This window comes from Bacillus sp. CPT56D-587-MTF (assembly GCF_058792335.1).
The window spans coordinates 5,135,605-5,157,500 of record NZ_JBYTEF010000001.1 but is presented as its reverse complement, the minus strand read 5'-3'; the positions used below and the strand labels follow the sequence as shown (position 1 = coordinate 5,157,500).

Sequence of the window (21,896 nt, the reverse complement as noted above, 5' to 3'; positions counted from 1 at the left end):
TCTTTATCGTTTGAGCAATGGAGGGACGCAGAAGGATAGAAGAAGCGTGCGATTGGTTGTGCACGTCCAAGCAGTTAGGCTGATAAGTAGGCAAATCCGCTTATCGTAAAGGCTGAGCTGTGATGGGGAAGCTCCTTATGGAGCGAAGTCTTTGATTCCCCGCTGCCAAGAAAAGCTTCTAGCGAGATAAAAGGTGCCTGTACCGCAAACCGACACAGGTAGGCGAGGAGAGAATCCTAAGGTGTGCGAGAGAACTCTGGTTAAGGAACTCGGCAAAATGACCCCGTAACTTCGGGAGAAGGGGTGCTTTCTTAACGGAAAGCCGCAGTGAATAGGCCCAAGCGACTGTTTAGCAAAAACACAGCTCTCTGCGAAGCCGTAAGGCGAAGTATAGGGGGTGACACCTGCCCGGTGCTGGAAGGTTAAGGAGAGGGGTTAGCGTAAGCGAAGCTCTGAACTGAAGCCCCAGTAAACGGCGGCCGTAACTATAACGGTCCTAAGGTAGCGAAATTCCTTGTCGGGTAAGTTCCGACCCGCACGAAAGGTGTAACGATTTGGGCACTGTCTCAACCAGAGACTCGGTGAAATTATAGTACCTGTGAAGATGCAGGTTACCCGCGACAGGACGGAAAGACCCCGTGGAGCTTTACTGTAGCCTGATATTGAATTTTGGTACAGTTTGTACAGGATAGGCGGGAGCCATTGAAACCGGAGCGCTAGCTTCGGTGGAGGCGCTGGTGGGATACCGCCCTGACTGTATTGAAATTCTAACCTACGGGTCTTATCGACCCGGGAGACAGTGTCAGGTGGGCAGTTTGACTGGGGCGGTCGCCTCCTAAAGTGTAACGGAGGCGCCCAAAGGTTCCCTCAGAATGGTTGGAAATCATTCGTAGAGTGCAAAGGCATAAGGGAGCTTGACTGCGAGACCTACAAGTCGAGCAGGGACGAAAGTCGGGCTTAGTGATCCGGTGGTTCCGCATGGAAGGGCCATCGCTCAACGGATAAAAGCTACCCCGGGGATAACAGGCTTATCTCCCCCAAGAGTCCACATCGACGGGGAGGTTTGGCACCTCGATGTCGGCTCATCGCATCCTGGGGCTGTAGTCGGTCCCAAGGGTTGGGCTGTTCGCCCATTAAAGCGGTACGCGAGCTGGGTTCAGAACGTCGTGAGACAGTTCGGTCCCTATCCGTCGTGGGCGTAGGAAATTTGAGAGGAGCTGTCCTTAGTACGAGAGGACCGGGATGGACGCACCGCTGGTGTACCAGTTGTTCTGCCAAGGGCATAGCTGGGTAGCTATGTGCGGAAGGGATAAGTGCTGAAAGCATCTAAGCATGAAGCCCCCCTCAAGATGAGATTTCCCATAGCGTAAGCTAGTAAGATCCCTGAAAGATGATCAGGTTGATAGGTTCGAGGTGGAAGCATGGTGACATGTGGAGCTGACGAATACTAATAGATCGAGGACTTAACCATATAATATGTAGCAAATGTTATCTAGTTTTGAAGGAATATGCCTTCATAGTTTGGTGATGATGGCAGAGAGGTCACACCCGTTCCCATACCGAACACGGAAGTTAAGCTCTCTAGCGCCGATGGTAGTTGGGACCTTGTCCCTGTGAGAGTAGGACGTCGCCAAGCAACTAAAAACACAAGTCATTTGACTTGTGTTTTTTTTATATTGTTAAAAAGAATGGGAAAGAAGTAATGGAAATACAAACACGTTGCCCAAGAGTTAATCATATTATATAAAAGATGGGTGTATATTTTTCTGTAAATTGTTAAGGATTAGAAGTATAAAATAGGTTCACTTAAATAGGGAGGGAAGATTATGAAATTACAAAGTGAAGTTTGTATTGTTTGTGAGACAAAAAGAAAAGAAGGTATATATGTTTATAATAATTTAATATGCCATGAATGTGAAAAGGATATGGTGAATACAGAGACAGATGATCCGAAATATATATATTATTTAAAGCAGCTTCGAAAATTAGAAGTATCATATTTTTAAATAGGCATATGCCTATTATTTTTTTTGTTCTGTATAATAGATAGAGAATGAATAATAAGGAAGAGATGTAGATGAATCAAAATCGTATGCCTTTATATGAGGCGTTAATAGAGTTTAAAGAAAGAGGGCCGTTATCCTTTCATGTTCCTGGTCATAAGAATGGTTTAAACTTCCCTCAGGAGGCAATAAGAGAGTTTAAAGGTATTCTATCTATTGATGTAACTGAATTAGCAGGACTAGATGATTTGCATAGTCCGTTTGAATGTATAGATGAGGCACAACAATTATTGGCTGAAGTTTATAATACAAAGAGAAGTTATTTTTTAATTAATGGTTCAACAGTCGGGAACTTAGCAATGATTTTGTCTTGTTGCGGGGAACATGATATTGTTCTTGTACAAAGAAATTGTCATAAATCAATTATTAATGGTTTAAAACTTGCGGGAGCAAATCCCATTTTTTTAGATCCATGGATTGATGAAGCTTATAACGTACCAGTGGGAGTTCGTAATGAAATTATTAAGAACGCAATTGGAAAGTATCCAAATGCGAAAGCACTTATTTTAACGCATCCTAATTATTATGGTATGGGGATGGATTTAGAGGCAAGCATCGCTTTTGCACATGCACATAAAATCCCTGTTTTGGTAGATGAGGCACATGGGGCACATCTATGTTTGGGAGAACCATTTCCGAAGTCAGCATTAACATATGGTGCAGATATTGTAGTTCATTCTGCACATAAAACATTACCCGCAATGACAATGGGTTCCTATTTACATATAAATAGTCATTTAGTAGACGAAGATAAGGTTACTACTTATTTAAGTATGCTACAATCTAGTAGTCCATCGTATCCAATTATGGCTTCCTTGGATATAGCACGCTTTACAATGGCGCGTATAAAAGAAGAAGGTCACAGTGAAATTGTTGAGTTTTTACGAAGATTTAAGGAACAATTACGTTCTATTCCCCAAATCGCCATTTTAGAATATCCGTTGCAAGATGAGTTAAAGGTCACCGTACAAACTCGTTGTCAGTTATCAGGGTACGAATTACAGTCTGTATTTGAAAAGGTCGGTATATATACAGAGATGGCTGATCCGTACAATGTCCTATTTATTTTACCCTTACAAGTAAATGAGGGATATATGAAGGTTATAGAGATGATCCGAGTAGCATTGCAACATTATGAGGTGAAAGACAAGAGGGAATCTATTCGTTATACTTATAATGGTGAATTCTCTCTTTTACCGTATACGTATAAACAACTAGACGGATATGAAACAAAGATAGTATCTATAGAAGAGGCTGTTGGAATGATAGCGGCGGAAATGGTGATTCCGTATCCACCTGGAATTCCATTAATTATGTATGGAGAGAGAATTACTTCAGAGCATAAAGAGCAAATTATGTATTTAGAAAGAGCAGGAGCTCGTTTTCAAGGTAATACGAAATATATGAAAGTGTATGATATAGAAAGTAGGTTTTAGGATGAAGGGATTATTTGTAACAATTGAGGGCCCAGAAGGTTCAGGTAAAACAACGTTAATTAAAAGCTTATTGCCATATTTTGAACAAAAAGCACAGAAGGTAATGGCGACAAGGGAACCAGGCGGTATTGCAATTTCTGAGGACATTAGGACGATTTTACATAAACAAGAATATACGATGATGGAAGCACGTACAGAAGCGCTTCTTTATGCTGCTGCGCGCAGACAACATTTAGTAGAAAAAGTTATGCCAGCACTTAATGAGGACTACCTCGTGTTATGTGATCGTTTTATAGATAGCTCTTTAGCATACCAAGGCTATGCAAGAGGATTGGGTATGGATAAGATATTTGAAATAAATCGTTTCGCAACAGAGGACTGTATGCCTAGTTTAACAATTTATCTAGACATTGAGCCTGAGGTTGGTTTGGCTCGGATTGAAAAAGATGCAGGACGTGAAGTAAATCGACTAGATATGGAAGATATCTCTTTCCATAAACGTGTGCGCGAAGGGTATTTACAAGTCGTAGAACGTTTCTCGGATCGTATTGTATTGGTAAATGCTGATCAACCGATGGAAAAACTTATAGAAGAAGTTGTTCAGATTATAGAAGATAAATTGTTATAATAGAAGGAAAGAATGAAATAAGTGAGGTATGCATTATGACGAAGACGTGGGAGCAGCTTTCTGCTATACAACCCATCGGTGTAAAAATGTTGATGAATAGCATTGCAAAAGAGCGTATATCCCACGCTTACTTGTTAGAGGGAGGGAAAGGGACAGGAAAGTTTGCGACAGCAATTCAAATGGCAAAGAGTTTCCTCTGTTCTGAGCGGAATGGAGTAGAGCCCTGCCATGTATGTACAAACTGTAAGCGAATTGATTCAGGTAACCACCCTAACTTACATATTGTAAAACCAGACGGATTATCTATTAAGAAGCAGCAAATTCATGATTTACAAGAAGAGTTTTCCAAAACAGGATTAGAGGCAAATAAAAAAATATATATTATTGAGCACGCAGATCGTATGACAGCAAATGCGGCAAATACACTTTTGAAATTTTTAGAAGAACCAAGTAGTGATACAACTGCTATTTTACTTACTGAACAAAGTCATCAAATTTTAAATACGATTTTATCTCGCTGCCAAGTTGTTACGTTTAGACCGTTACCTACGGAATCTTTAATTAGAAGATTACAGGATGAAGGGATTACAGCATCTTTATCGACACTTGCTGCTCAACTTACAAATAGTTTTGATGAAGCTTTAGCTTTATGTAGTGATGAATGGTTTGCACAAGCACGAGCTTTAGTGATAAAATTATGTGAAGCGCTCGAAAAAGATAAAACCTCTATTTTTTTTGTACAAGAAAAATGGGGAAAACACTTTGGAGAGAAAGAACAATTACAGCAAGGTTTAGATATGTTACTCCTTATTTATAAGGATTTATTATATGTTCAACTTGGAGAAGAAGATCGTCTTGTTTTTCATGAGCAGAAAGAGATGTTTGAATCGTTTTCCTATGCTCAGAAGCGCATTGTATCAGCTCTCTTTAATATATTAGAGGCAAAAAATAGAATCAACGCTAATGTAAATGCGCAGCTTGTGTTCGAACAGTTAGTGTTGCGGTTGCAGGAGGGATGACCGTTTTGTATGATGTAGTAGGTGTTCGCTTTAAGAAGGCCGGAAAGGTATATTACTTTGATCCAAACCAGTTCGATATCTCTGAAAATGAGTTTGTCATTGTAGAAACGGTAAGAGGTATTGAATACGGAAAAGTAGTTATTACCAAAAAACAAGTTGATGAAAACGACGTTGTATTACCGCTAAAAAAGGTTATTCGTATTGCAAATGAAAATGATCGTACCATTGTTGAAGAGAACAAACATGCTGCCAAAGAAGCATATCAAGTCTGTCAACAAAAGGTAGTAGAGCATAATCTTGATATGAAACTTGTAGATGTAGAGTATACATTCGATCGTAATAAGATTATTTTCTATTTTACTGCGGATGGTCGGATCGATTTCCGCGAACTAGTGAAGGACTTAGCCGCAATTTTTAGAACAAGAATTGAACTAAGACAAATTGGTGTTCGTGATGAAGCGAAGATGCTAGGTGGTATTGGTCCATGTGGTCGTATGCTTTGTTGTTCTACTTTTTTAGGGGATTTTGAACCTGTATCCATTAAAATGGCAAAGGATCAAAATTTATCATTAAATCCTGCAAAAATCTCTGGTTTATGTGGTCGCTTAATGTGTTGCTTAAAATATGAGAATGATGAATATGAGGCAGCAAAGGAACAACTTCCTGATTTAGATCAACGTATACAAACCCCGCATGGTACTGGCCGTGTTATCGGATTAAATATTTTAGAAAGATTAATTCAAGTGGAACTAGTAGACAAGGAACGGATAGTAGAATATACGTTAGATGAGTTAGTGAATAAAGGGGTCGTTTCGAGTCAAACCACAGATTAATGAGGTGGGTGCTTGTGGAGAAAAAAGATATTTTTGAATCGGTTTCTAGTATGGAAGAGCAAATTGGACATTTATATAAACAGTTGGGAGAGTTAAAACAGCATCTTGCAGAGTTGTTGGAAGAAAACCAGCATATAAAAATGGAAAATAACAATTTGCGACACCGTTTTGAAGAAGTGCAGAATAAAGAAAAACAAAAAACTCAAAAACGTAAAGAAGTGAAGCCGAAAACAGATATTGGTGAAGGCTATGACAATTTAGCGAGACTGTATCAAGAAGGTTTTCATATTTGCAATCTACATTATGGAAGTGTACGTAAAGAGGGAGATTGTTTGTTCTGTCTTTCATTCTTAAATAAAAAGTGAAATTACCTTTCCAATTATAATTGGAAAGGTAATTTTTTATACATGAAATAGGGTAGGTTAAGGGTAAGAAAAGGAGCAGTATATGAATTTATATGAAGATGAACGTTTAGATTACTTATTAGCACAAGACATGAAGATTATACAAAGCCCATCAGTATTTAATTTTTCTTTAGATGCCGTTTTACTTGCAGATTTTGCATGGGTACCAATTCAAAAGGGGAATTTACTTGATTTGTGTACAGGTAATGCGGTTGTTCCCCTTCTATTAAGTACAAGAACAAAAGGAAATATTACTGGTGTGGAAATTCAAGAACGCTTATATGATATGGGAGTAAGAAGTGTTCAATACAATGGGTTGGAAGAAAGAATTCACCTCATACATGGAGATTTGAAAGATATGCCAGAGAAACTTGGACGTCATCAATATGATGTTGTTACATGTAATCCACCATATTTTCAAACACCTCAAACTTCAGAGAAAAATATGAATGAACATTTAGCGATAGCTCGTCATGAAATTATGTGTACATTAGAAGATGTTGTATCTGCAAGTAGTCAGTTAGTAAAACAAGGTGGGAAAGTAGCGTTTGTACATCGTCCAGGGCGATTACTAGACATTGTCACATTAATGCGTAAATATAAAATTGAACCAAAGCGTGTGCAATTTGTTTATCCTAAGGTTGGAAAAGAAGCAAATACATTGTTAATTGAAGGAATTAAGGATGGAAATGCAGATTTGAAAATTTTACCGCCTCTCGTTGTATATGAGAACAATAACGAATATACAAAGGAGCTACGTTCAATTTTATATGGAGAAGAATAAGCACTTTTTTTATGTGGTAGAGTGCTCTGATGGAAGTTATTATGCTGGATATACAAACCATATAGAAAAGAGAATTCAGACTCATAATAGCGGCAAAGGGGCTAAGTATACACGCGTCAGGCTTCCTGTCGTTTTAAAATATGTAGAGACCCACGATGATAAGCGTACAGCTATGCAAGCGGAGTATTACTTTAAGCAATTAACGAGAAAACAAAAAGAGGCATATATGCAAAAAGGAGAACGCTATGTGGCAACAAAAAAGCTTTCAACAAAATGAAAAGGGAGTTTTATATTTAGTACCAACTCCTATTGGAAATCTAGAAGATATGACATTTCGTGCAATCCGAATTTTAAAAGAAGTTGATTTAATTGCTGCTGAAGATACGAGACAAACGAAAAAACTTTGTAATTATTTTGAAATTGAAACACCTGTCACGAGTTATCATGAGCACAATAAAGAAGTAAGTGGGAAGAAACTATTAGAGAAATTAGAGGATGGAAAGAATGTAGCACTTGTTAGTGACGCTGGTATGCCGTGTATTTCTGATCCAGGTTACGATATTGTCGTTGAGGCAGTAGCTGAGCAATATCATGTAATTCCGCTTCCTGGAGCAAATGCAGCCCTTACAGCATTAATTGCATCCGGTCTTGAAACAAAGCAGTTTTATTTCTATGGTTTCTTGCAGAGAAACAAAAAGGAACGGAAGATGGAGTTAGAAAAGCTTCGTTATGTACAAACTACAATGATGTTTTATGAAGCACCTCATCGTTTAGATGATACTTTAATTTCGATGCAGGAAGTGTTGGGAAATAGAGAGATTGTATTATGTCGAGAGTTAACGAAAAAATTTGAGGAATTTATTCGAGGAACAATCGAAGAAGCAATTGAGTGGACGAAGCAAAATGAAGTACGTGGTGAGTTTTGTATTTTAGTAGCTGGTTCAACAGAAGAACCTGCTCCAGAAGAACAATGGTGGGAATCTCTTTCGGTATATGATCATATTGAATATTATATAAATGAAAAAAGTATGAATTCAAAAGAAGCGATTAAAACAGTCGCTAAAGATCGAGATTTGTCGAAAAGAGATGTATATCAAATCTATCATGTCGATAAAAAATAAGCTTCTCATAATTGAGAAGCTTATTTTGCTGTTTCGATATAATCTTGAAGTTCGTTTAAGATTTGCTCAGCGCCTTCTTTGCTTAAGATGATTTTACCTTCAGCTAAAGAAAGGTTACCGTCAGATACTTCACCAGTTACTTGGCAAGTCATGTTTGGTTTATATTTCTTTAAGATGATTTTTTCGTCATCAACATAGATTTCAAGAGCGTCCTTTTCTGCAATACCTAAAGTACGGCGTAATTCGATTGGAATTACTACACGACCTAATTCATCAACTTTACGAACAATACCAGTAGATTTCATAATTTTTTTCCTCCTAAATAAATAGTTTATAAGTTTCGAGTCTATTTTTAGATTCGTCATTTTTCGACAAAATACCCTATGGACATATGATACCAATCATTTACATTTCCGTCAATTCTTAAATTCTATATTTTTTAAAAAGATTTATAGATTTCTTATTTCTTATATATAATAGATTGAGAGGAAATTCCACAATTATTTACATTATTTTCTGAAAAAATAATAAATTAAAAGTGGATATTGTATATTTTTTTGAAATATGAGCAATAGATGATAAAGATATTGAGCATTAAGAACTAAATTGAAAATTAGGTTGGCGTAAAGAAGATAAGTTAGATTTGGGCTGCTCGTAAAAGCCCAATTAACGTGGGCTAATAATTAGTGGGGAGGAACAAAAACCCTACTGATTAAAGTTTCACTTTATATATGAGTTTTTGATATACTGTTTATAAATACATATGAGGTTATTCGGGAGGTCCAAAACAATGACAGAGGAAAACAAGTCCTTTTATATTACTACCCCAATTTATTATCCAAGTGGAAAATTACACATTGGACATGCTTATACGACAGTAGCAGGAGATGCGATGGCACGATATAAGCGTATGCAAGGTTATAATGTGCATTATTTAACAGGAACTGATGAACATGGACAGAAGATCCAAAAGAAAGCAGAAGAGTTAAATATTACGCCACAGGCATATGTTGATAACATTGTTGCAGGAATTAAAGAGCTTTGGGAGAAGATGGATATTTCTTATGATGATTTTATTCGTACAACTGAAGATCGTCATAAAGATGTTGTCGAAAAAATCTTTAAACAATTAGTAGATCAAGGTGACATTTATCTTGATGAATATGAAGGTTGGTATTCTGTACAAGATGAGACGTTCTATACAGAGCATCAATTAGTAGATCCAATTATGGAAGGCGACAAAGTAGTTGGAGGAAAAAGCCCAGATAGTGGTCATGATGTAGAACTTGTTCGTGAAGAATCTTATTTCTTTAGAATGGGTAAATATGTCGACAGACTATTAAAGTTCTATGAAGATAATCCACATTTCATTCAGCCGGAGTCTCGTAAAAATGAAATGATTAATAATTTTATTAAACCGGGATTAGAAGATTTAGCAGTTTCTCGTACTTCATTTGACTGGGGAGTTCGTGTTCCTGGTAACCCAAAACACGTTATTTACGTATGGGTTGACGCATTATCTAACTATATTACGGCGTTAGGTTATGGAACAGCAAATGAAGAGAAATATAAAAAATTCTGGCCTGCAGATGTGCATTTAGTTGGGAAAGAAATTGTTCGTTTCCATACAATTTATTGGCCGATAATTTTAATGGCATTAGATTTACCTCTTCCGAAGAAAGTCTTTGCTCATGGCTGGATTTTAATGAAGGATGGAAAGATGAGTAAGTCAAAAGGAAACGTAGTAGATCCAGTTACATTAATCGATCGTTACGGATTAGATGCATTACGTTATTACCTACTTCGTGAAGTTCCATTTGGATCTGATGGCGTATTTACACCAGAAGGATTTGTGGAGCGTATTAATTTCGACTTAGCAAATGACTTAGGTAATTTATTAAATCGTACAGTAGCTATGATTGATAAGTACTTTAACGGAGAAATCCCTGCATTTAAAGCAAATGTGACGGAATTTGATGAAACGTTAGTAGCGTTTGCACAAGATACTTTGAAAAAAGTAGAAGAAGCAATGGAGAATATGGAGTTCTCTGTAGCGTTAGGATCTATTTGGCAACTAGTTAGTCGTACGAATAAATATATTGATGAAACACAACCATGGGTATTAGCAAAAGATGAGAATGATCGTGAAAAGTTAGCCTCTGTAATGGCTCATTTAGCAGAAGTACTTCGTCAAACAGGTATTATGCTTATGCCATTCTTAACAGTAGCACCAAGCAAGATGTTTGCTCAGCTTGGCCTTACTGATGAAGCTCATAAATCTTGGGAAAGTCTATCTACAATTGGCTGCATTCCAGCTGGAACAAAAGTAGAAAAAGGAAACCCAATTTTCCCTCGTTTAGAAATGGAAGTGGAAGTAGAGTACATTAAAGAACAAATGAAAAGCTCTGCTCCTAAAGTAGAAGAGCAAAAAGAAGAAGAACCGAAGGCAGAAGAAATTACAATTGATGATTTCTTTAAAGTAGAATTACGCGTAGCTGAAGTACTATCTGCTGAACCTGTGAAAAAAGCAGACAAGCTGTTAAAAATTCAACTAGACTTAGGTACAGAAAAGCGTCAAGTTGTTTCTGGAATTGCAAAATTCTATTCGCCGGAAGACTTAAAAGGTAAAAAGGTTATTTGTGTAACAAACTTAAAACCTGTAAAATTACGCGGTGAATTATCGCAAGGTATGATTTTAGCGGGTGAAGAGAATGGCGTATTGTCATTAGCATCAATTGACCAAAATCTACCAAATGGTACAAAAATCAAGTAATTAAGACAAGAAAAGAGATGTTTCACGTGTAACATGTGTGAAGCGTCTTTTTTCTTTTTACACTCTCTATTTTTGCATTAAGATTGTAGTATTGTTATCGTTAAGTTATTAAAGAACTTATTTTTGTAGAATAAACTTGATTTCAATATAAAAGGAGTTATGTATTATGTTGTTTGATACACATTCACATTTGAATGCAGAGCAATTCGAAGGAGATTTGCAAGAGGTTATTGCCCGAATGAAAGAAGCGGGAGTTACTTATACAGTTGTTGTTGGTTTTGATGAAGTAACGATAAAAAAGGCGATGGAATTAGCTGAAGCCTATGATTTTATTTACGCTGCGGTTGGGTGGCACCCAGTTGATGCGATCGACATGACAGAAGAACATTTAGCTTGGTTAGAAGAACTTGCTTCTCATCCTAAAGTCGTTGCACTTGGAGAAATGGGCTTAGATTATCACTGGGATAAGTCTCCAAAAGAAATACAGAAAGAAGTATTCCGTAAACAAATTGCATTAGCGAAAAAAGTAAAATTGCCGATTATTATACATAACCGCGATGCGACTCAAGATATTGTTGATATTCTAGAAGAAGAGAATGCAGCTGAAGTAGGAGGCATTATGCATTGCTTTAGCGGCAGTGTAGAGGTAGCAGAGCGATGTGTTGATATGAACTTTTTAATTTCGTTAGGTGGACCAGTTACATTTAAAAACGCTAAGAAGCCGAAAGAGGTTGCTACGGAGATTCCATTAGAGAAATTGTTAATAGAGACGGATTGTCCGTATTTAACACCGCATCCATTTCGAGGGAAACGAAATGAACCGAGTTATGTAAAACTCGTGGCAGAAGAAATTGCGAATTTAAAAGGAATTTCTTATGAGGAAGTAGCAGAAATGACAACTAAAAATGCAAAAGTTTTATTTGGTGTTGAATAAAAAAGAATGGGGAAACCTGTTCTTTTTTATTTTGAGAAAAACTAGTAGAAGTGATGAAGAAAATAAATGTGAATGATGAAGTGTTACAATAAGGACAGAGAACAAAGATTTTTCTATTCTATTTTTTAAAATATAAGAATGGGGAAAATAATAATGGAAAAGTCGTCATTTTTTTGTTTTACTAAGTAGAGACGAAATGAGTGTGGAGGCAAGCATGAAAATAAAAGAGATTATCGTTGTAGAAGGTAAAGATGATACAGTTGCGATTAAGCGTGCTGTTGATGCGGATACAATTGAAACGAACGGTTCAGCAATCGGTGATCATGTTATTGAGCAAGTTAAATTAGCGCAGCAAAAAAGGGGCGTTATTATTTTCACAGATCCGGATTATCCTGGAGAGCGTATTCGAAAAATTATTTCTGACAAGGTTCCTGGCTGTAAGCATGCCTTTTTACCGAAGGAAGAAGCGCTTGCTAAAAGGAAAAAGGGTGTTGGGATCGAACACGCTTCTAATGAGTCGATTCGCCGCGCTCTAGAGAATATACATGAAGAAATGGAAGCTTACACAAGTGAAATTAGTTGGAGTGATTTAGTCGATGCAGGCTTAGTGGGCGGAGAAATGGCAAAGAGCCGCAGAGAAAGAATGGGTAAGCTATTAAAGATTGGTTATACAAATGCAAAACAGTTACATAAACGATTACAGATGTTTCAAGTTTCAAAGGAATCATTTGCAGAAGCTTATAAGCAAGTAATACAGGAGGAAAAAAAATGAAGGATATCGCAACGCCAAATCGTACAAAAGACATTGTTGAAAAGTATGGATTTTCATTCAAAAAAAGTTTAGGACAAAACTTTTTAATTGATACAAATGTATTAAATCGTATTGTCGATCATGCAGAAATTGGTTCAGAAAGTGGTGCAATTGAAATTGGACCAGGTATTGGTGCATTAACAGAGCAATTAGCAAAGCGTGCTAAAAAAGTAGTGGCTTTTGAAATTGATCAAAGACTATTACCAATTTTAGATGAGACGTTAGCGCCATATGGTAACGTTACAGTTATTAATAAAGACGTACTAAAAGCAGATGTACATGAAGTATTTAATGAGCAATTTGAAGAAGGGCAAGATGTAATGGTAGTAGCTAACTTACCATACTATATTACAACGCCAATTTTATTTAAATTGCTTGAAGAAAAGTTACCAGTTCGTGGATTTGTTGTTATGATGCAAAAAGAAGTTGGAGATCGTTTAGCTGCTAAACCTGGAACGAAAGAGTATGGTTCTTTATCGATTGCTATTCAGTATTATACAGAAGTTGAAACAGTTATGACTGTACCGCGTACAGTGTTTGTACCACAGCCAAATGTTGATTCTGCAATTATTCGCCTTCTAAAGCGTCCGAAACCGGTTGTAGAGGTGACAGATGAAACATTCTTCTTTGAAGTAGTACGAGCAAGTTTCGCACAGCGCCGTAAAACTTTGATGAATAATTTATCAAATAATTTAAATGGTTTCCCGAAAGATAAGGAATTATTGGATCGAATTTTAACAGAAGTAGGAATTGATCCAAAGCGAAGAGGCGAAACGCTATCTATTGAAGAGTTTGCAACATTAAGTAATGCATTAGTTCTTCATAAATTATCATAAGAATATGAAAGGGACAGTTCAAGTTGAACTGTCCCTTTTGTCACCTTTCTCTCTTTAAATTCATACTTTAAAAACAGGTAAGATGGCCTAATGAGTTTGGAGGTAGGAGAATGGTTTTACATGTTGGAGAATTAGTGGAACGATATTCTCATAAGAGGGATATTCTTTTTCGTATTATAGAAATAAAAGGCGAGATAGCTATATTGTTTGGAGAGGAAATTAGACTGGTGGCGGATGCGCCACTTGAAGATTTAATTAGTATAGATCAAAGAGAACATAAAAAAAGGGTGAAGCGTGAGAAAGAAACAATGGAGCGCACGTATCGTTTGTTTCAACAAGATTATGTACTGATGAAACAAAGGCATGAACATACTTCAACTGGTGGATACACAAGTGAGGTGAATTATTTTCAAATGCCGGGACGTGTATTGCATATAGATGGAGACCCTTTATATTTGCGCAAGTGCTTAGATTTATATAATAAAATTGGCGTTCCTGTTCAAGGTATTCATTGTAAAGAAACGGAGATGCATGAAAAAGTAGTAGACTTAATAGATCACTTTCGCCCAGACATTCTCGTTATTACAGGGCATGATGCATATACAAAATCAAAAGGAGTGAAGGGAGATTTAGCGGCATATAGGCATTCAAGACATTTTGTACAGGCTGTTCGTGAAGTGCGAAAAAAATATCCATCATTGGATCAACTTGTTATTTTTGCTGGGGCATGTCAATCACATTTTGAGGCACTAATTCGTGCAGGGGCCAATTTCGCTAGTTCACCATCTAGAATTAATATTCATGCACTAGATCCTGTATATGTAGTTGGTAAAATTAGTTTTACTTCATTTATGGAGAGAGTCAATGTATGGGATGTCGTACGTAATACAATTACTGGTGAAAAGGGACTAGGTGGAATTGAAACGAGAGGGATTTTACGAACGGGATTACCTTTTCAACATTACGAAGAGTAAGCAGGATACATATGTATCTTGCTTTTTTGTATGGAAGGATTTAAATGAATTTGGATAAAAAGAGGTAAGAACGTGCAGACTACGTAATGATACTTTTACAATATAGTATTTCTTCTATCTATTCAAACGCAGGATGATATTAGCTGTGAATCGCGGTTAATAATTAGGATAGATATATCGTGCTTTAAGTGTTCAATCTAAATTACAGCGAGGTGTAGCGAAGTATATGTCAAAACGTTTAGATGAAATTAAAAGCGAATTAGATCACCATCTTGGACAGCGACTTATGTTAAAAGCAAATAGTGGAAGAAGAAAAACTGTGGAGCAATCAGGTGTACTAGCAGAAACATACCGTTCCGTTTTTGTTGTACAATTAGATCAACAAGAAGATGCGTTGCAACGTGTATCTTATAGTTATGCAGATGTTTTAACAGAGACAGTAGAGTTAACATTTTATGGAGACCCTCATAATGAGGTCATTTTATAATCCGTATATCATTACATATATTCCCATAAATGAAAAGCTATATTATTTTGCATACTAACTATACCGTAGCAAAATAAGGAGGGACTCTGCATTGAGTAGACGAAGAGGTGTCATGTCAAACCAATTTAAAGAAGAGCTAGCAAAAGAGCTTGGCTTTTATGATGTTGTTCAGAAAGAAGGATGGGGCGGAATTCGTGCGAAAGATGCTGGTAACATGGTGAAACGTGCTATAGAAATTGCAGAACAGCAATTAATGAAACGAAACCAGTAGTTGTAAGATACTTTCTATGCTACGGTAGCCGAGGAGACATTCCTCGGCTTTTTGTACTCTAAAAGGTGCCATCATTTTACATAAGTAGTTTCATTCTGAATGCTTTTCGTTATAATTAGGGAAGTGTCATCGTCTTACTATAAATTTATGGTAAAATAAACGATAAAAGATTGAGTACATAGAGTGGGTGAATAGATTGAAGCTACTAGTGAAAGCACCAGCAAAGATTAATCTGTCGTTAGATGTACTGGGAAAAAGACAAGACGGATATCATGAAGTGAAAATGATTATGACAACCATTGATTTAGCAGATCGTCTAGAACTAACGGAATTAGCAGAAGACCGTATTGAAATTTTATCCCATAATCGGTATGTCCCAGACGACCAACGAAATTTAGCTTATCAGGCAGCGAAATTATTAAAAGAGAAGTTTAATGTAAAAAAAGGTGTATCTATTACTATTGAAAAAACGATTCCAGTAGCAGCTGGATTAGCAGGTGGAAGTAGTGATGCAGCAGCGACATTACGTGGTCTTAATAAATTATGGAATTTAGGGCTTACAATTGATGAGTTAGCAGAGCTTGGCGCAGAAATTGGATCAGATGTATCGTTCTGTGTATACGGAGGCACAGCAATTGCCACTGGAAGAGGAGAGAAAATTGAGCATATAAAGACTCCGCCTTCTTGTTGGGTTATTTTAGCGAAACCACATATAGGTGTATCTACTGCTGATGTGTATGGAAATTTAAAGTTAAATCGAGTTACACATCCGAATGTAGATAAAATGGTTGATGTCATAAATTCTGGTGATTATAAAGGAATTTGTGATACTGTTGGTAACGTTTTAGAAGATGTAACATTTGGAATGCATCCTGAAGTTGCCCGTATTAAATCACAGATGAAGCGATTTGGAGCGGATGCTGTATTAATGAGTGGAAGTGGTCCAACTGTATTTGGACTTGTACACCACGATTCACGAATGCATCGCATTTATAACGGATTAAAAGGATTTTGTGAACAAGTCTATGCGGTACGTTTATTAGGAGAGCGAGAAACGCTTGAATAAAGACGTATAATACGTTATGATTTGTTTAGAATATTCGTGATTTGAGGTGAGAGTATGAAAATTAGAAGAAGTACAAGATTAGTCGATATGACTTATTACTTGCTACAAAACCCTCGTCAGCTAGTATCTCTCACTTTTTTTGCTGAAAGGTATCAATCGGCTAAGTCTTCCATTAGTGAAGATTTAGTTATTATTAAGCAAACGTTTGAACAACAAGGGGTCGGCACATTGCAAACGATACCAGGAGCAGCAGGAGGAGTGAAATATATACCGTATATAAGTGAAGAAGAGGCAGATCTAATTATTGATGAGCTTTGTGGCTTATTTGAAAACCCAGATCGTATTTTGCCTGGCGGTTACTTATACATGACAGATTTATTGAGTAATCCTCGCCATATTAATGGCGCAGGTCGTTTGTTTGCTTCTGTTTTTGCTAGGCAACCAATTGATGCAGTTATGACGGTGGCAACGAAGGGGATTCCACTTGCTTATGCAGTGGCAAATTACTTAGATGTACCAGTTGTAATTGCAAGGAAAGATAATAAGGTAACAGAAGGTCCGACTGTTAGTATTAACTATGTGTCGGGTTCTTCTAAACGAATTCAAACAATGACGTTAGCAAAACGCAGTCTTCCAGAAGGGTCGAATGTTTTAATTATTGATGACTTCATGAAAGCTGGCGGAACAATTCAAGGTATGATGAGTATGTTAGAAGAGTTCAAGGCTAATGTTGTTGGTATTGGTGTATTAGTAGAATCCACAGATATTGAAGAACGACTAATTAATAATTTTGTATCATTAATTCGTCTATCGGAAGTTGATGTGAAAGAAAAAACGATTCAAGTGGAAAAAGGGAATTATTCTCTTGCGCCATTTGATGAAGGGCTTGTAGAGGCGGAATAAAAGATAGAGCAGATAGCTCTATCTTTTTTTATTTTATTTATAGATTATAAAATAGATGGACAAACTGCCTTTCGTACACTATTTTTAAAGAGTAAAATAAATAATAAAAGGGTGAAAAGTATGAAAGTTGTTCAAACAAGCAAGGCACCACAAGCAATTGGACCTTATTCACAGGGGATTATTGTAAATAACATGTTCTATAGCTCAGGACAAATTCCATTGACGGCAAATGGGGAGCTTGTAACAGGAGATGTAACAGTACAAACAGAACAAGTATTTCAAAATTTACAAGCGGTATTAGAGGAAGCAGGTGCTTCATTTGATACAGTCGTAAAAACAACAGTATTTTTAAAGGACATGGATGATTTTAATGCTGTGAATGAAGTGTATAGCTCTTATTTCTCTACTCATAAACCAGCTCGATCTTGTGTGCAAGTAGCAAAATTACCGAAAGATGTTTCCGTTGAAATTGAAGTAATCGCCCTAGTTAAGTAACCTTTTGTAAGCGATAACCTCCACTAATCTCTATATTCAACTACTTTAAAAATTTTTATCTTAAAAATTTTTAAAAAATTAAAGGGAAAATAGAAAATTTGTGGAATTTATACAAATATATCGCTTATTTAGAAAAGGGTGGTGAACACAAGATGGAAGTGACTGACGTAAGATTACGCCGCGTAAACACAGAAGGCCGCATGAGAGCAATTGCCTCTATTACTCTAGACCATGAATTTGTTGTTCATGATATTCGTGTAATTGATGGTAATAATGGATTATTTGTAGCAATGCCAAGTAAACGTACTCCAGATGGAGAGTTCCGTGACATTGCACATCCAATTAATTCTGGTACACGCTCTAAAATTCAAGATGCGGTTTTAACAGAGTATCATCGTTTAGGCGAGTTAGAAGAGGTTGAGTTTGAAGAAGCGGGTGCTTCGTAAAATTCGAATGAAAAGGGCTTTTGACAAAAAGCCTTATAATTTTGTAGCAAACTCCTGTAAGCATTTACAGGGGTTTGTTTTTTTTTGCTTTATATTTGGAAACTGCATAATTTATTAACATAAAAAGAAGAAACTACTAATTTTTTCAAAATCATTTTAAATAGTATAGCTTATTTCTTAAAAAAGATACTAAAGAGTAAAACATCTTATAAGAATTATGGTAAAATTTAATAGTTAAAATGTGTTTCTTGAAATATATGATGATTTAGGATAATATCTTTAATGGATAAATAGGTTGCGATGGAGGGTCTATATGTCAAACAGATTTGCAGTGATTCTAGCTGCAGGTAAAGGCACACGTATGAAGTCTAAGCTATACAAAGTGCTGCATCCTGTATGTGGAAAACCTATGGTACAACACGTAGTCGATCAAGTATCTCAATTAGGATTGCAGAAACTTGTAACGGTTGTTGGACATGGTGCTGAAATGGTACAAGAACAGCTAGGGAACATAAGTGAATTTGCATTACAAGCAGAACAACTTGGTACAGCACATGCTGTAGATCAAGCTGCAAGTGTACTTGCAAATGAAGAAGGAACAACTTTAGTTATTTGTGGTGATACTCCTCTAATAACTGCTGAAACAATGGAAGCATTACTTCAGCAACATAAAGAAGCAGGAGCAATGGCGACGGTGCTAACAGCATACATAGAAGAGCCTGCTGGATATGGCCGTATTGTTCGTAATGAGAATGGTCATGTTGAAAAGATTGTTGAGCATAAAGATGCAAATGAGAAAGAATTAGCTATTAAAGAAATCAATACAGGTACGTATTGTTTTGATAATAAGGCTTTATTTGCTTCACTTTCTAAAGTTTCAAATGATAACGTGCAAGGTGAATATTACCTTCCAGATGTTATTGAGATTTTAAAAAATGAAGGTCATATCGTATCAGCTTATCAAACAGAGCAGTTCGACGAAACGTTAGGTGTTAACGACAGAGTCGCTCTATCGCAAGCGGAAATTATTATGAAAAACCGTATCAACCGAAAGAACATGGTAAACGGTGTTACAATTATTGATCCAAGTAACACTTATATTTCTGCTGATGCAGTTATCGGTAGTGATACAGTTCTTCATCCAGGAACAATTATTGAGGGGAACACTGTAATTGGCTCTGATTGTGAAATTGGACCGCATACAGTAATTCGCGATAGTGAAATTGGAGATCGTACGACAATTCGACAATCTACTGTACATGATAGTAAGCTTGGTACAGAAGTATCGGTTGGTCCATTTGCACATATTCGCCCAGATTCAGTTATTGGAGACGAAGTACGCGTTGGAAACTTCGTGGAAATCAAAAAAACTGTCTTTGGTAATAGAAGTAAAGCTTCACACTTGAGTTATATCGGGGATGCACAAGTTGGAGAAGACGTGAATCTTGGTTGTGGTTCAATTACGGTGAACTATGACGGTAAGAATAAATTCAAAACTGTGATTGGTAATGGGGTATTTATTGGATGTAATTCAAACCTTGTTGCTCCAGTAACAGTTGAAGATGGTGCTTATGTGGCAGCAGGCTCTACAATTACAGAGAATGTTCCATCAAAAGCATTATCGGTAGCACGTGCACGTCAAGTTAACAAAGAAGACTATGTTGATCAATTGCTGAATAAGAAAAAATCATAATGTGGAGGGTTAATCTAGATGTCGACTCAATATCTAAATTCTAATTTGAAAGTATTCTCTTTAAACTCTAATGAGGAACTTGCTGAGCAGATTGCAAAGCATATTGGAGTAGGGCTAGGAAAATGTTCTGTTGATCGTTTTAGTGATGGAGAAGTTCAAATTAACATTGAAGAAAGTATCCGTGGTTGCGATGTATTCATTATTCAATCTACAAGCTTCCCAGTAAACGAACATATCATGGAATTACTTATTATGATTGATGCATTAAAACGTGCATCTGCGAAAACAATTAATATTGTTATTCCTTACTATGGTTATGCGCGTCAAGACCGTAAAGCGCGTTCTCGTGAACCAATTACATCGAAACTTGTAGCAAACTTGCTTGAAACAGCAGGTGCAACTCGTGTAATCACTCTAGATTTACATGCTCCACAAATTCAAGGGTTCTTTGATATCCCAATCGACCACTTAATGGGTGTACCGATTCTTTCAGATTACTTTGAAACAAAAGGTCTTAAAGATATCGTAATCGTGTCTCCTGACCATGGTGGTGTAACTCGTGCAAGAAAAATGGCAGATCGTCTAAAAGCGCCAATCGCTATTATTGATAAGCGTCGTCCTCGCCCGAACGTATCAGAGGTAATGAACATTATCGGTAATATTGAAGGTAAAACAGCGATTTTAATTGATGACATCATTGATACAGCTGGTACAATTACATTAGCAGCAAACGCTCTTGTTGAGAACGGTGCTTCTGAAGTATATGCTTGCTGTACACACCCAGTATTATCTGGTCCAGCAATTGAGCGTATTCAAAATTCAAATATTAAAGAGTTAGTTGTAACGAACTCTATCGTATTACCAGAAGAGAAGAAAATCGACAAAGTACATGAACTGTCAGTTGCTCCATTAATCGGAGAAGCAATCATTCGTGTATACGAAGAAGAATCTGTGAGTGTATTATTCAATTAATTGGATAGAATGAGACGTAACCAAAATTGGTTACGTCTTTTCGTATCGAAAAAAGAAAGTAGTGGTACAAGAATGAAATTGATAGTAGGACTTGGGAACCCAGGTAGAGAATATGAATTAACAAGGCATAATATTGGATTTATGGCCATTGATGAACTTGCGAAGCGTTGGAACATTTCTTTGAATGAACAAAAATTTAAAGGTGTATTTGGTGCAGGGTTTGTTAATGGAGAAAAGGTAATCTTATTAAAGCCGCTAACATACATGAACTTATCTGGGGAAAGTATTCGTCCACTCATGGATTATTATAAAATTGATGTTGAGGACTTCGTTGTTATGTACGACGATTTGGACATTCCTGTAGGTAAATTGCGTCTTCGCATGAAAGGTAGTGCTGGTGGACATAATGGTGTAAAGTCAACGATTTCGCACCTAGGAACACAAGAATTTCAACGTATCCGTATGGGAATCGATCGCCCGAAAAATGGAATGAAGGTAGTCGATTATGTATTAGGACGCTTTACATCTGAAGAGATTCCGGATGTTAACCATTCTATTGAAAAAGCAGCGGATGCATGTGAAGAGTGGCTAAATAAGCCTTTTCTCCAAATCATGAATACTTTCAATAGTTAAAAATGAGATTGGGAATATTTCTCTTTTGTTTTACCCATACTAGTAGTAATTGAATTTTTAGGAGGCTAGTATGGAAGGGTATTATTATTGCAGACACTGCGGAGGTAATGTAGGCTCCATTAACGCAGAAAAAGTATATAGCGACGTTTTATTTCAACTAACAGAGCAAGAAGTAGTAGAAATGATTCATTTTCATGAGAATGGAAATATATATATAAAAACGATTTGTGAATCGTGTCAAGAAACGCTCGCATCTTATCCTGAGTATTATGAGTATGAAAAATTTCTGCAATAAAATGTTGTCGCTTTGGCAT

At 36.7% G+C, this 21,896-nt stretch carries 25 protein-coding genes and 2 rRNA genes (1 of these 27 running past the window's edge); 26 read left to right on the top strand and 1 reads right to left on the bottom strand.

Annotation, left to right across the window (positions count from 1 at the left end; all coding sequences use genetic code 11):
* The 11 genes from AC3WVZ_RS26845 to rsmI form a co-directional block, all read left to right on the top strand.
* Nucleotides 1–1,471 (top strand): 23S ribosomal RNA (locus tag AC3WVZ_RS26845) (it extends 1,451 nt beyond the left edge of the window).
* A gap of 49 nt (nucleotides 1,472–1,520) precedes the next feature.
* Nucleotides 1,521–1,636 (top strand): 5S ribosomal RNA (gene rrf / locus AC3WVZ_RS26840).
* Between the two features lie 190 nt (nucleotides 1,637–1,826).
* Nucleotides 1,827–2,006 carry a sigma factor G inhibitor Gin gene (locus tag AC3WVZ_RS26835; protein ID WP_000776278.1) on the top strand — a complete coding sequence of 60 codons (180 nt, stop codon included), beginning with the start codon at nucleotides 1,827–1,829 and terminating at the stop codon, nucleotides 2,004–2,006.
* A gap of 71 nt (nucleotides 2,007–2,077) precedes the next feature.
* The gene (locus AC3WVZ_RS26830; protein ID WP_001075300.1) at nucleotides 2,078–3,499 is read left to right on the top strand and encodes an aminotransferase class I/II-fold pyridoxal phosphate-dependent enzyme; all 1,422 of its coding nucleotides are present in this window, start codon (nucleotides 2,078–2,080) and stop codon (nucleotides 3,497–3,499) included.
* A gap of 1 nt (nucleotide 3,500) precedes the next feature.
* Nucleotides 3,501–4,127 carry a dTMP kinase gene (gene tmk, locus AC3WVZ_RS26825; RefSeq protein WP_000677216.1) on the top strand — a complete coding sequence of 209 codons (627 nt, stop codon included), beginning with the start codon at nucleotides 3,501–3,503 and terminating at the stop codon, nucleotides 4,125–4,127.
* 35 nt (nucleotides 4,128–4,162) lie between these two features.
* Entirely contained in the window at nucleotides 4,163–5,146 is a 984-nt protein-coding gene (gene holB / locus AC3WVZ_RS26820) for a DNA polymerase III subunit delta' (protein WP_000169561.1), read from the top strand.
* Nucleotides 5,147–5,151: 5 nt separating this feature from the next.
* On the top strand, nucleotides 5,152–5,979 hold the full coding sequence (locus tag AC3WVZ_RS26815) for a PSP1 domain-containing protein (RefSeq protein ID WP_000272429.1): 828 nt from the start codon (nucleotides 5,152–5,154) through the stop codon (nucleotides 5,977–5,979).
* A gap of 14 nt (nucleotides 5,980–5,993) precedes the next feature.
* Complete coding sequence (gene yabA / locus AC3WVZ_RS26810) at nucleotides 5,994–6,344, top strand: DNA replication initiation control protein YabA (protein ID WP_000412063.1); 351 nt, start codon at nucleotides 5,994–5,996, stop codon at nucleotides 6,342–6,344.
* A gap of 82 nt (nucleotides 6,345–6,426) precedes the next feature.
* Nucleotides 6,427–7,167 (top strand): tRNA1(Val) (adenine(37)-N6)-methyltransferase, encoded by a 741-nt coding sequence (locus AC3WVZ_RS26805; RefSeq protein ID WP_001055366.1) that lies wholly within the window; start codon nucleotides 6,427–6,429, stop codon nucleotides 7,165–7,167.
* The gene (locus tag AC3WVZ_RS26800; protein WP_000414350.1) at nucleotides 7,154–7,444 is read left to right on the top strand and encodes a GIY-YIG nuclease family protein; all 291 of its coding nucleotides are present in this window, start codon (nucleotides 7,154–7,156) and stop codon (nucleotides 7,442–7,444) included. The genes AC3WVZ_RS26805 and AC3WVZ_RS26800 overlap by 14 nt, the downstream gene beginning before the upstream one ends.
* A complete protein-coding gene (gene rsmI / locus AC3WVZ_RS26795) occupies nucleotides 7,413–8,288 on the top strand; it encodes a 16S rRNA (cytidine(1402)-2'-O)-methyltransferase (RefSeq protein ID WP_000267821.1) in 876 nt (291 codons plus the stop codon). The genes AC3WVZ_RS26800 and rsmI overlap by 32 nt, the downstream gene beginning before the upstream one ends.
* Nucleotides 8,289–8,308: 20 nt before the next feature.
* Here the strand turns inward: rsmI and abrB are convergent, their stop codons facing one another.
* Complete coding sequence (gene abrB / locus AC3WVZ_RS26790; RefSeq protein ID WP_000843036.1) at nucleotides 8,309–8,593, bottom strand: transition state genes transcriptional regulator AbrB; 285 nt, start codon at nucleotides 8,591–8,593, stop codon at nucleotides 8,309–8,311.
* A gap of 485 nt (nucleotides 8,594–9,078) precedes the next feature.
* Here abrB and metG point away from each other — a divergent pair, with 485 nt between their 5' ends.
* The 15 genes from metG to AC3WVZ_RS26715 all read left to right on the top strand — a co-directional run bounded on the left by metG (nucleotide 9,079) and on the right by AC3WVZ_RS26715 (nucleotide 21,877).
* Nucleotides 9,079–11,061, top strand: coding sequence for a methionine--tRNA ligase (gene metG / locus AC3WVZ_RS26785; RefSeq protein ID WP_233935675.1), 1,983 nt, complete (start codon nucleotides 9,079–9,081; stop codon nucleotides 11,059–11,061).
* Between the two features lie 166 nt (nucleotides 11,062–11,227).
* Nucleotides 11,228–11,995, top strand: coding sequence for a TatD family hydrolase (locus AC3WVZ_RS26780; RefSeq protein ID WP_000895851.1), 768 nt, complete (start codon nucleotides 11,228–11,230; stop codon nucleotides 11,993–11,995).
* A 214-nt stretch (nucleotides 11,996–12,209) separates the two neighbouring features.
* Entirely contained in the window at nucleotides 12,210–12,767 is a 558-nt protein-coding gene (gene rnmV, locus AC3WVZ_RS26775) for a ribonuclease M5 (protein WP_000692835.1), read from the top strand.
* Complete coding sequence (gene rsmA / locus AC3WVZ_RS26770; RefSeq protein WP_000651548.1) at nucleotides 12,764–13,642, top strand: 16S rRNA (adenine(1518)-N(6)/adenine(1519)-N(6))-dimethyltransferase RsmA; 879 nt, start codon at nucleotides 12,764–12,766, stop codon at nucleotides 13,640–13,642. The genes rnmV and rsmA overlap by 4 nt, the downstream gene beginning before the upstream one ends.
* A 110-nt stretch (nucleotides 13,643–13,752) precedes the next feature.
* The gene (gene yabG / locus AC3WVZ_RS26765; RefSeq protein ID WP_000242868.1) at nucleotides 13,753–14,616 is read left to right on the top strand and encodes a sporulation peptidase YabG; all 864 of its coding nucleotides are present in this window, start codon (nucleotides 13,753–13,755) and stop codon (nucleotides 14,614–14,616) included.
* A 226-nt stretch (nucleotides 14,617–14,842) separates the two neighbouring features.
* Nucleotides 14,843–15,103: a biofilm formation stimulator Veg gene (gene veg / locus AC3WVZ_RS26760; protein WP_000044347.1), complete on the top strand. Its 261-nt coding sequence runs from the start codon at nucleotides 14,843–14,845 to the stop codon at nucleotides 15,101–15,103.
* Nucleotides 15,104–15,194: 91 nt separating this feature from the next.
* Nucleotides 15,195–15,374, top strand: a complete 180-nt coding sequence (gene sspF / locus AC3WVZ_RS26755) for an acid-soluble spore protein SspF (RefSeq protein WP_002094215.1) — start codon at nucleotides 15,195–15,197, stop codon at nucleotides 15,372–15,374.
* Between the two features lie 196 nt (nucleotides 15,375–15,570).
* Nucleotides 15,571–16,440 carry a 4-(cytidine 5'-diphospho)-2-C-methyl-D-erythritol kinase gene (gene ispE, locus AC3WVZ_RS26750; protein ID WP_000772104.1) on the top strand — a complete coding sequence of 290 codons (870 nt, stop codon included), beginning with the start codon at nucleotides 15,571–15,573 and terminating at the stop codon, nucleotides 16,438–16,440.
* A gap of 54 nt (nucleotides 16,441–16,494) precedes the next feature.
* Entirely contained in the window at nucleotides 16,495–17,343 is an 849-nt protein-coding gene (gene purR, locus AC3WVZ_RS26745; RefSeq protein ID WP_000702466.1) for a pur operon repressor, read from the top strand.
* A gap of 120 nt (nucleotides 17,344–17,463) precedes the next feature.
* Nucleotides 17,464–17,838, top strand: coding sequence for a RidA family protein (locus AC3WVZ_RS26740; RefSeq protein WP_000869815.1), 375 nt, complete (start codon nucleotides 17,464–17,466; stop codon nucleotides 17,836–17,838).
* A gap of 152 nt (nucleotides 17,839–17,990) precedes the next feature.
* Nucleotides 17,991–18,284 carry a septation regulator SpoVG gene (spoVG, locus tag AC3WVZ_RS26735; RefSeq protein ID WP_000454041.1) on the top strand — a complete coding sequence of 98 codons (294 nt, stop codon included), beginning with the start codon at nucleotides 17,991–17,993 and terminating at the stop codon, nucleotides 18,282–18,284.
* A 313-nt stretch (nucleotides 18,285–18,597) separates the two neighbouring features.
* Entirely contained in the window at nucleotides 18,598–19,977 is a 1,380-nt protein-coding gene (gene glmU, locus AC3WVZ_RS26730) for a bifunctional UDP-N-acetylglucosamine diphosphorylase/glucosamine-1-phosphate N-acetyltransferase GlmU (protein ID WP_233935674.1), read from the top strand.
* An 18-nt stretch (nucleotides 19,978–19,995) separates the two neighbouring features.
* Complete coding sequence (locus AC3WVZ_RS26725) at nucleotides 19,996–20,949, top strand: ribose-phosphate diphosphokinase (RefSeq protein WP_233935672.1); 954 nt, start codon at nucleotides 19,996–19,998, stop codon at nucleotides 20,947–20,949.
* Between the two features lie 72 nt (nucleotides 20,950–21,021).
* Complete coding sequence (gene pth / locus AC3WVZ_RS26720) at nucleotides 21,022–21,582, top strand: aminoacyl-tRNA hydrolase (RefSeq protein WP_000767702.1); 561 nt, start codon at nucleotides 21,022–21,024, stop codon at nucleotides 21,580–21,582.
* Nucleotides 21,583–21,652: 70 nt separating this feature from the next.
* Nucleotides 21,653–21,877 (top strand): anti-sigma-F factor Fin family protein, encoded by a 225-nt coding sequence (locus tag AC3WVZ_RS26715; protein ID WP_000399438.1) that lies wholly within the window; start codon nucleotides 21,653–21,655, stop codon nucleotides 21,875–21,877.
* Nucleotides 21,878–21,896 lie beyond the last annotated feature (19 nt).

Coding starts and splice junctions, on each gene's coding strand:
- AC3WVZ_RS26835 (WP_000776278.1), top strand. CDS start 1,827: ATGAAATTACAAAGTGAAGTTTGTATTGTTTGTGAGACAAAAAGAAAA.
- AC3WVZ_RS26830 (WP_001075300.1), top strand. CDS start 2,078: ATGAATCAAAATCGTATGCCTTTATATGAGGCGTTAATAGAGTTTAAA.
- tmk (WP_000677216.1), top strand. CDS start 3,501: ATGAAGGGATTATTTGTAACAATTGAGGGCCCAGAAGGTTCAGGTAAA.
- holB (WP_000169561.1), top strand. CDS start 4,163: ATGACGAAGACGTGGGAGCAGCTTTCTGCTATACAACCCATCGGTGTA.
- AC3WVZ_RS26805 (WP_001055366.1), top strand. CDS start 6,427: ATGAATTTATATGAAGATGAACGTTTAGATTACTTATTAGCACAAGAC.
- AC3WVZ_RS26800 (WP_000414350.1), top strand. CDS start 7,154: ATGGAGAAGAATAAGCACTTTTTTTATGTGGTAGAGTGCTCTGATGGA.
- rsmI (WP_000267821.1), top strand. CDS start 7,413: ATGTGGCAACAAAAAAGCTTTCAACAAAATGAAAAGGGAGTTTTATAT.
- abrB (WP_000843036.1), bottom strand. CDS start 8,593: ATGAAATCTACTGGTATTGTTCGTAAAGTTGATGAATTAGGTCGTGTA.
- metG (WP_233935675.1), top strand. CDS start 9,079: ATGACAGAGGAAAACAAGTCCTTTTATATTACTACCCCAATTTATTAT.
- AC3WVZ_RS26780 (WP_000895851.1), top strand. CDS start 11,228: ATGTTGTTTGATACACATTCACATTTGAATGCAGAGCAATTCGAAGGA.
- rnmV (WP_000692835.1), top strand. CDS start 12,210: ATGAAAATAAAAGAGATTATCGTTGTAGAAGGTAAAGATGATACAGTT.
- rsmA (WP_000651548.1), top strand. CDS start 12,764: ATGAAGGATATCGCAACGCCAAATCGTACAAAAGACATTGTTGAAAAG.
- yabG (WP_000242868.1), top strand. CDS start 13,753: ATGGTTTTACATGTTGGAGAATTAGTGGAACGATATTCTCATAAGAGG.
- veg (WP_000044347.1), top strand. CDS start 14,843: ATGTCAAAACGTTTAGATGAAATTAAAAGCGAATTAGATCACCATCTT.
- purR (WP_000702466.1), top strand. CDS start 16,495: ATGAAAATTAGAAGAAGTACAAGATTAGTCGATATGACTTATTACTTG.
- AC3WVZ_RS26740 (WP_000869815.1), top strand. CDS start 17,464: ATGAAAGTTGTTCAAACAAGCAAGGCACCACAAGCAATTGGACCTTAT.
- spoVG (WP_000454041.1), top strand. CDS start 17,991: ATGGAAGTGACTGACGTAAGATTACGCCGCGTAAACACAGAAGGCCGC.
- glmU (WP_233935674.1), top strand. CDS start 18,598: ATGTCAAACAGATTTGCAGTGATTCTAGCTGCAGGTAAAGGCACACGT.
- AC3WVZ_RS26725 (WP_233935672.1), top strand. CDS start 19,996: ATGTCGACTCAATATCTAAATTCTAATTTGAAAGTATTCTCTTTAAAC.
- pth (WP_000767702.1), top strand. CDS start 21,022: ATGAAATTGATAGTAGGACTTGGGAACCCAGGTAGAGAATATGAATTA.
- AC3WVZ_RS26715 (WP_000399438.1), top strand. CDS start 21,653: ATGGAAGGGTATTATTATTGCAGACACTGCGGAGGTAATGTAGGCTCC.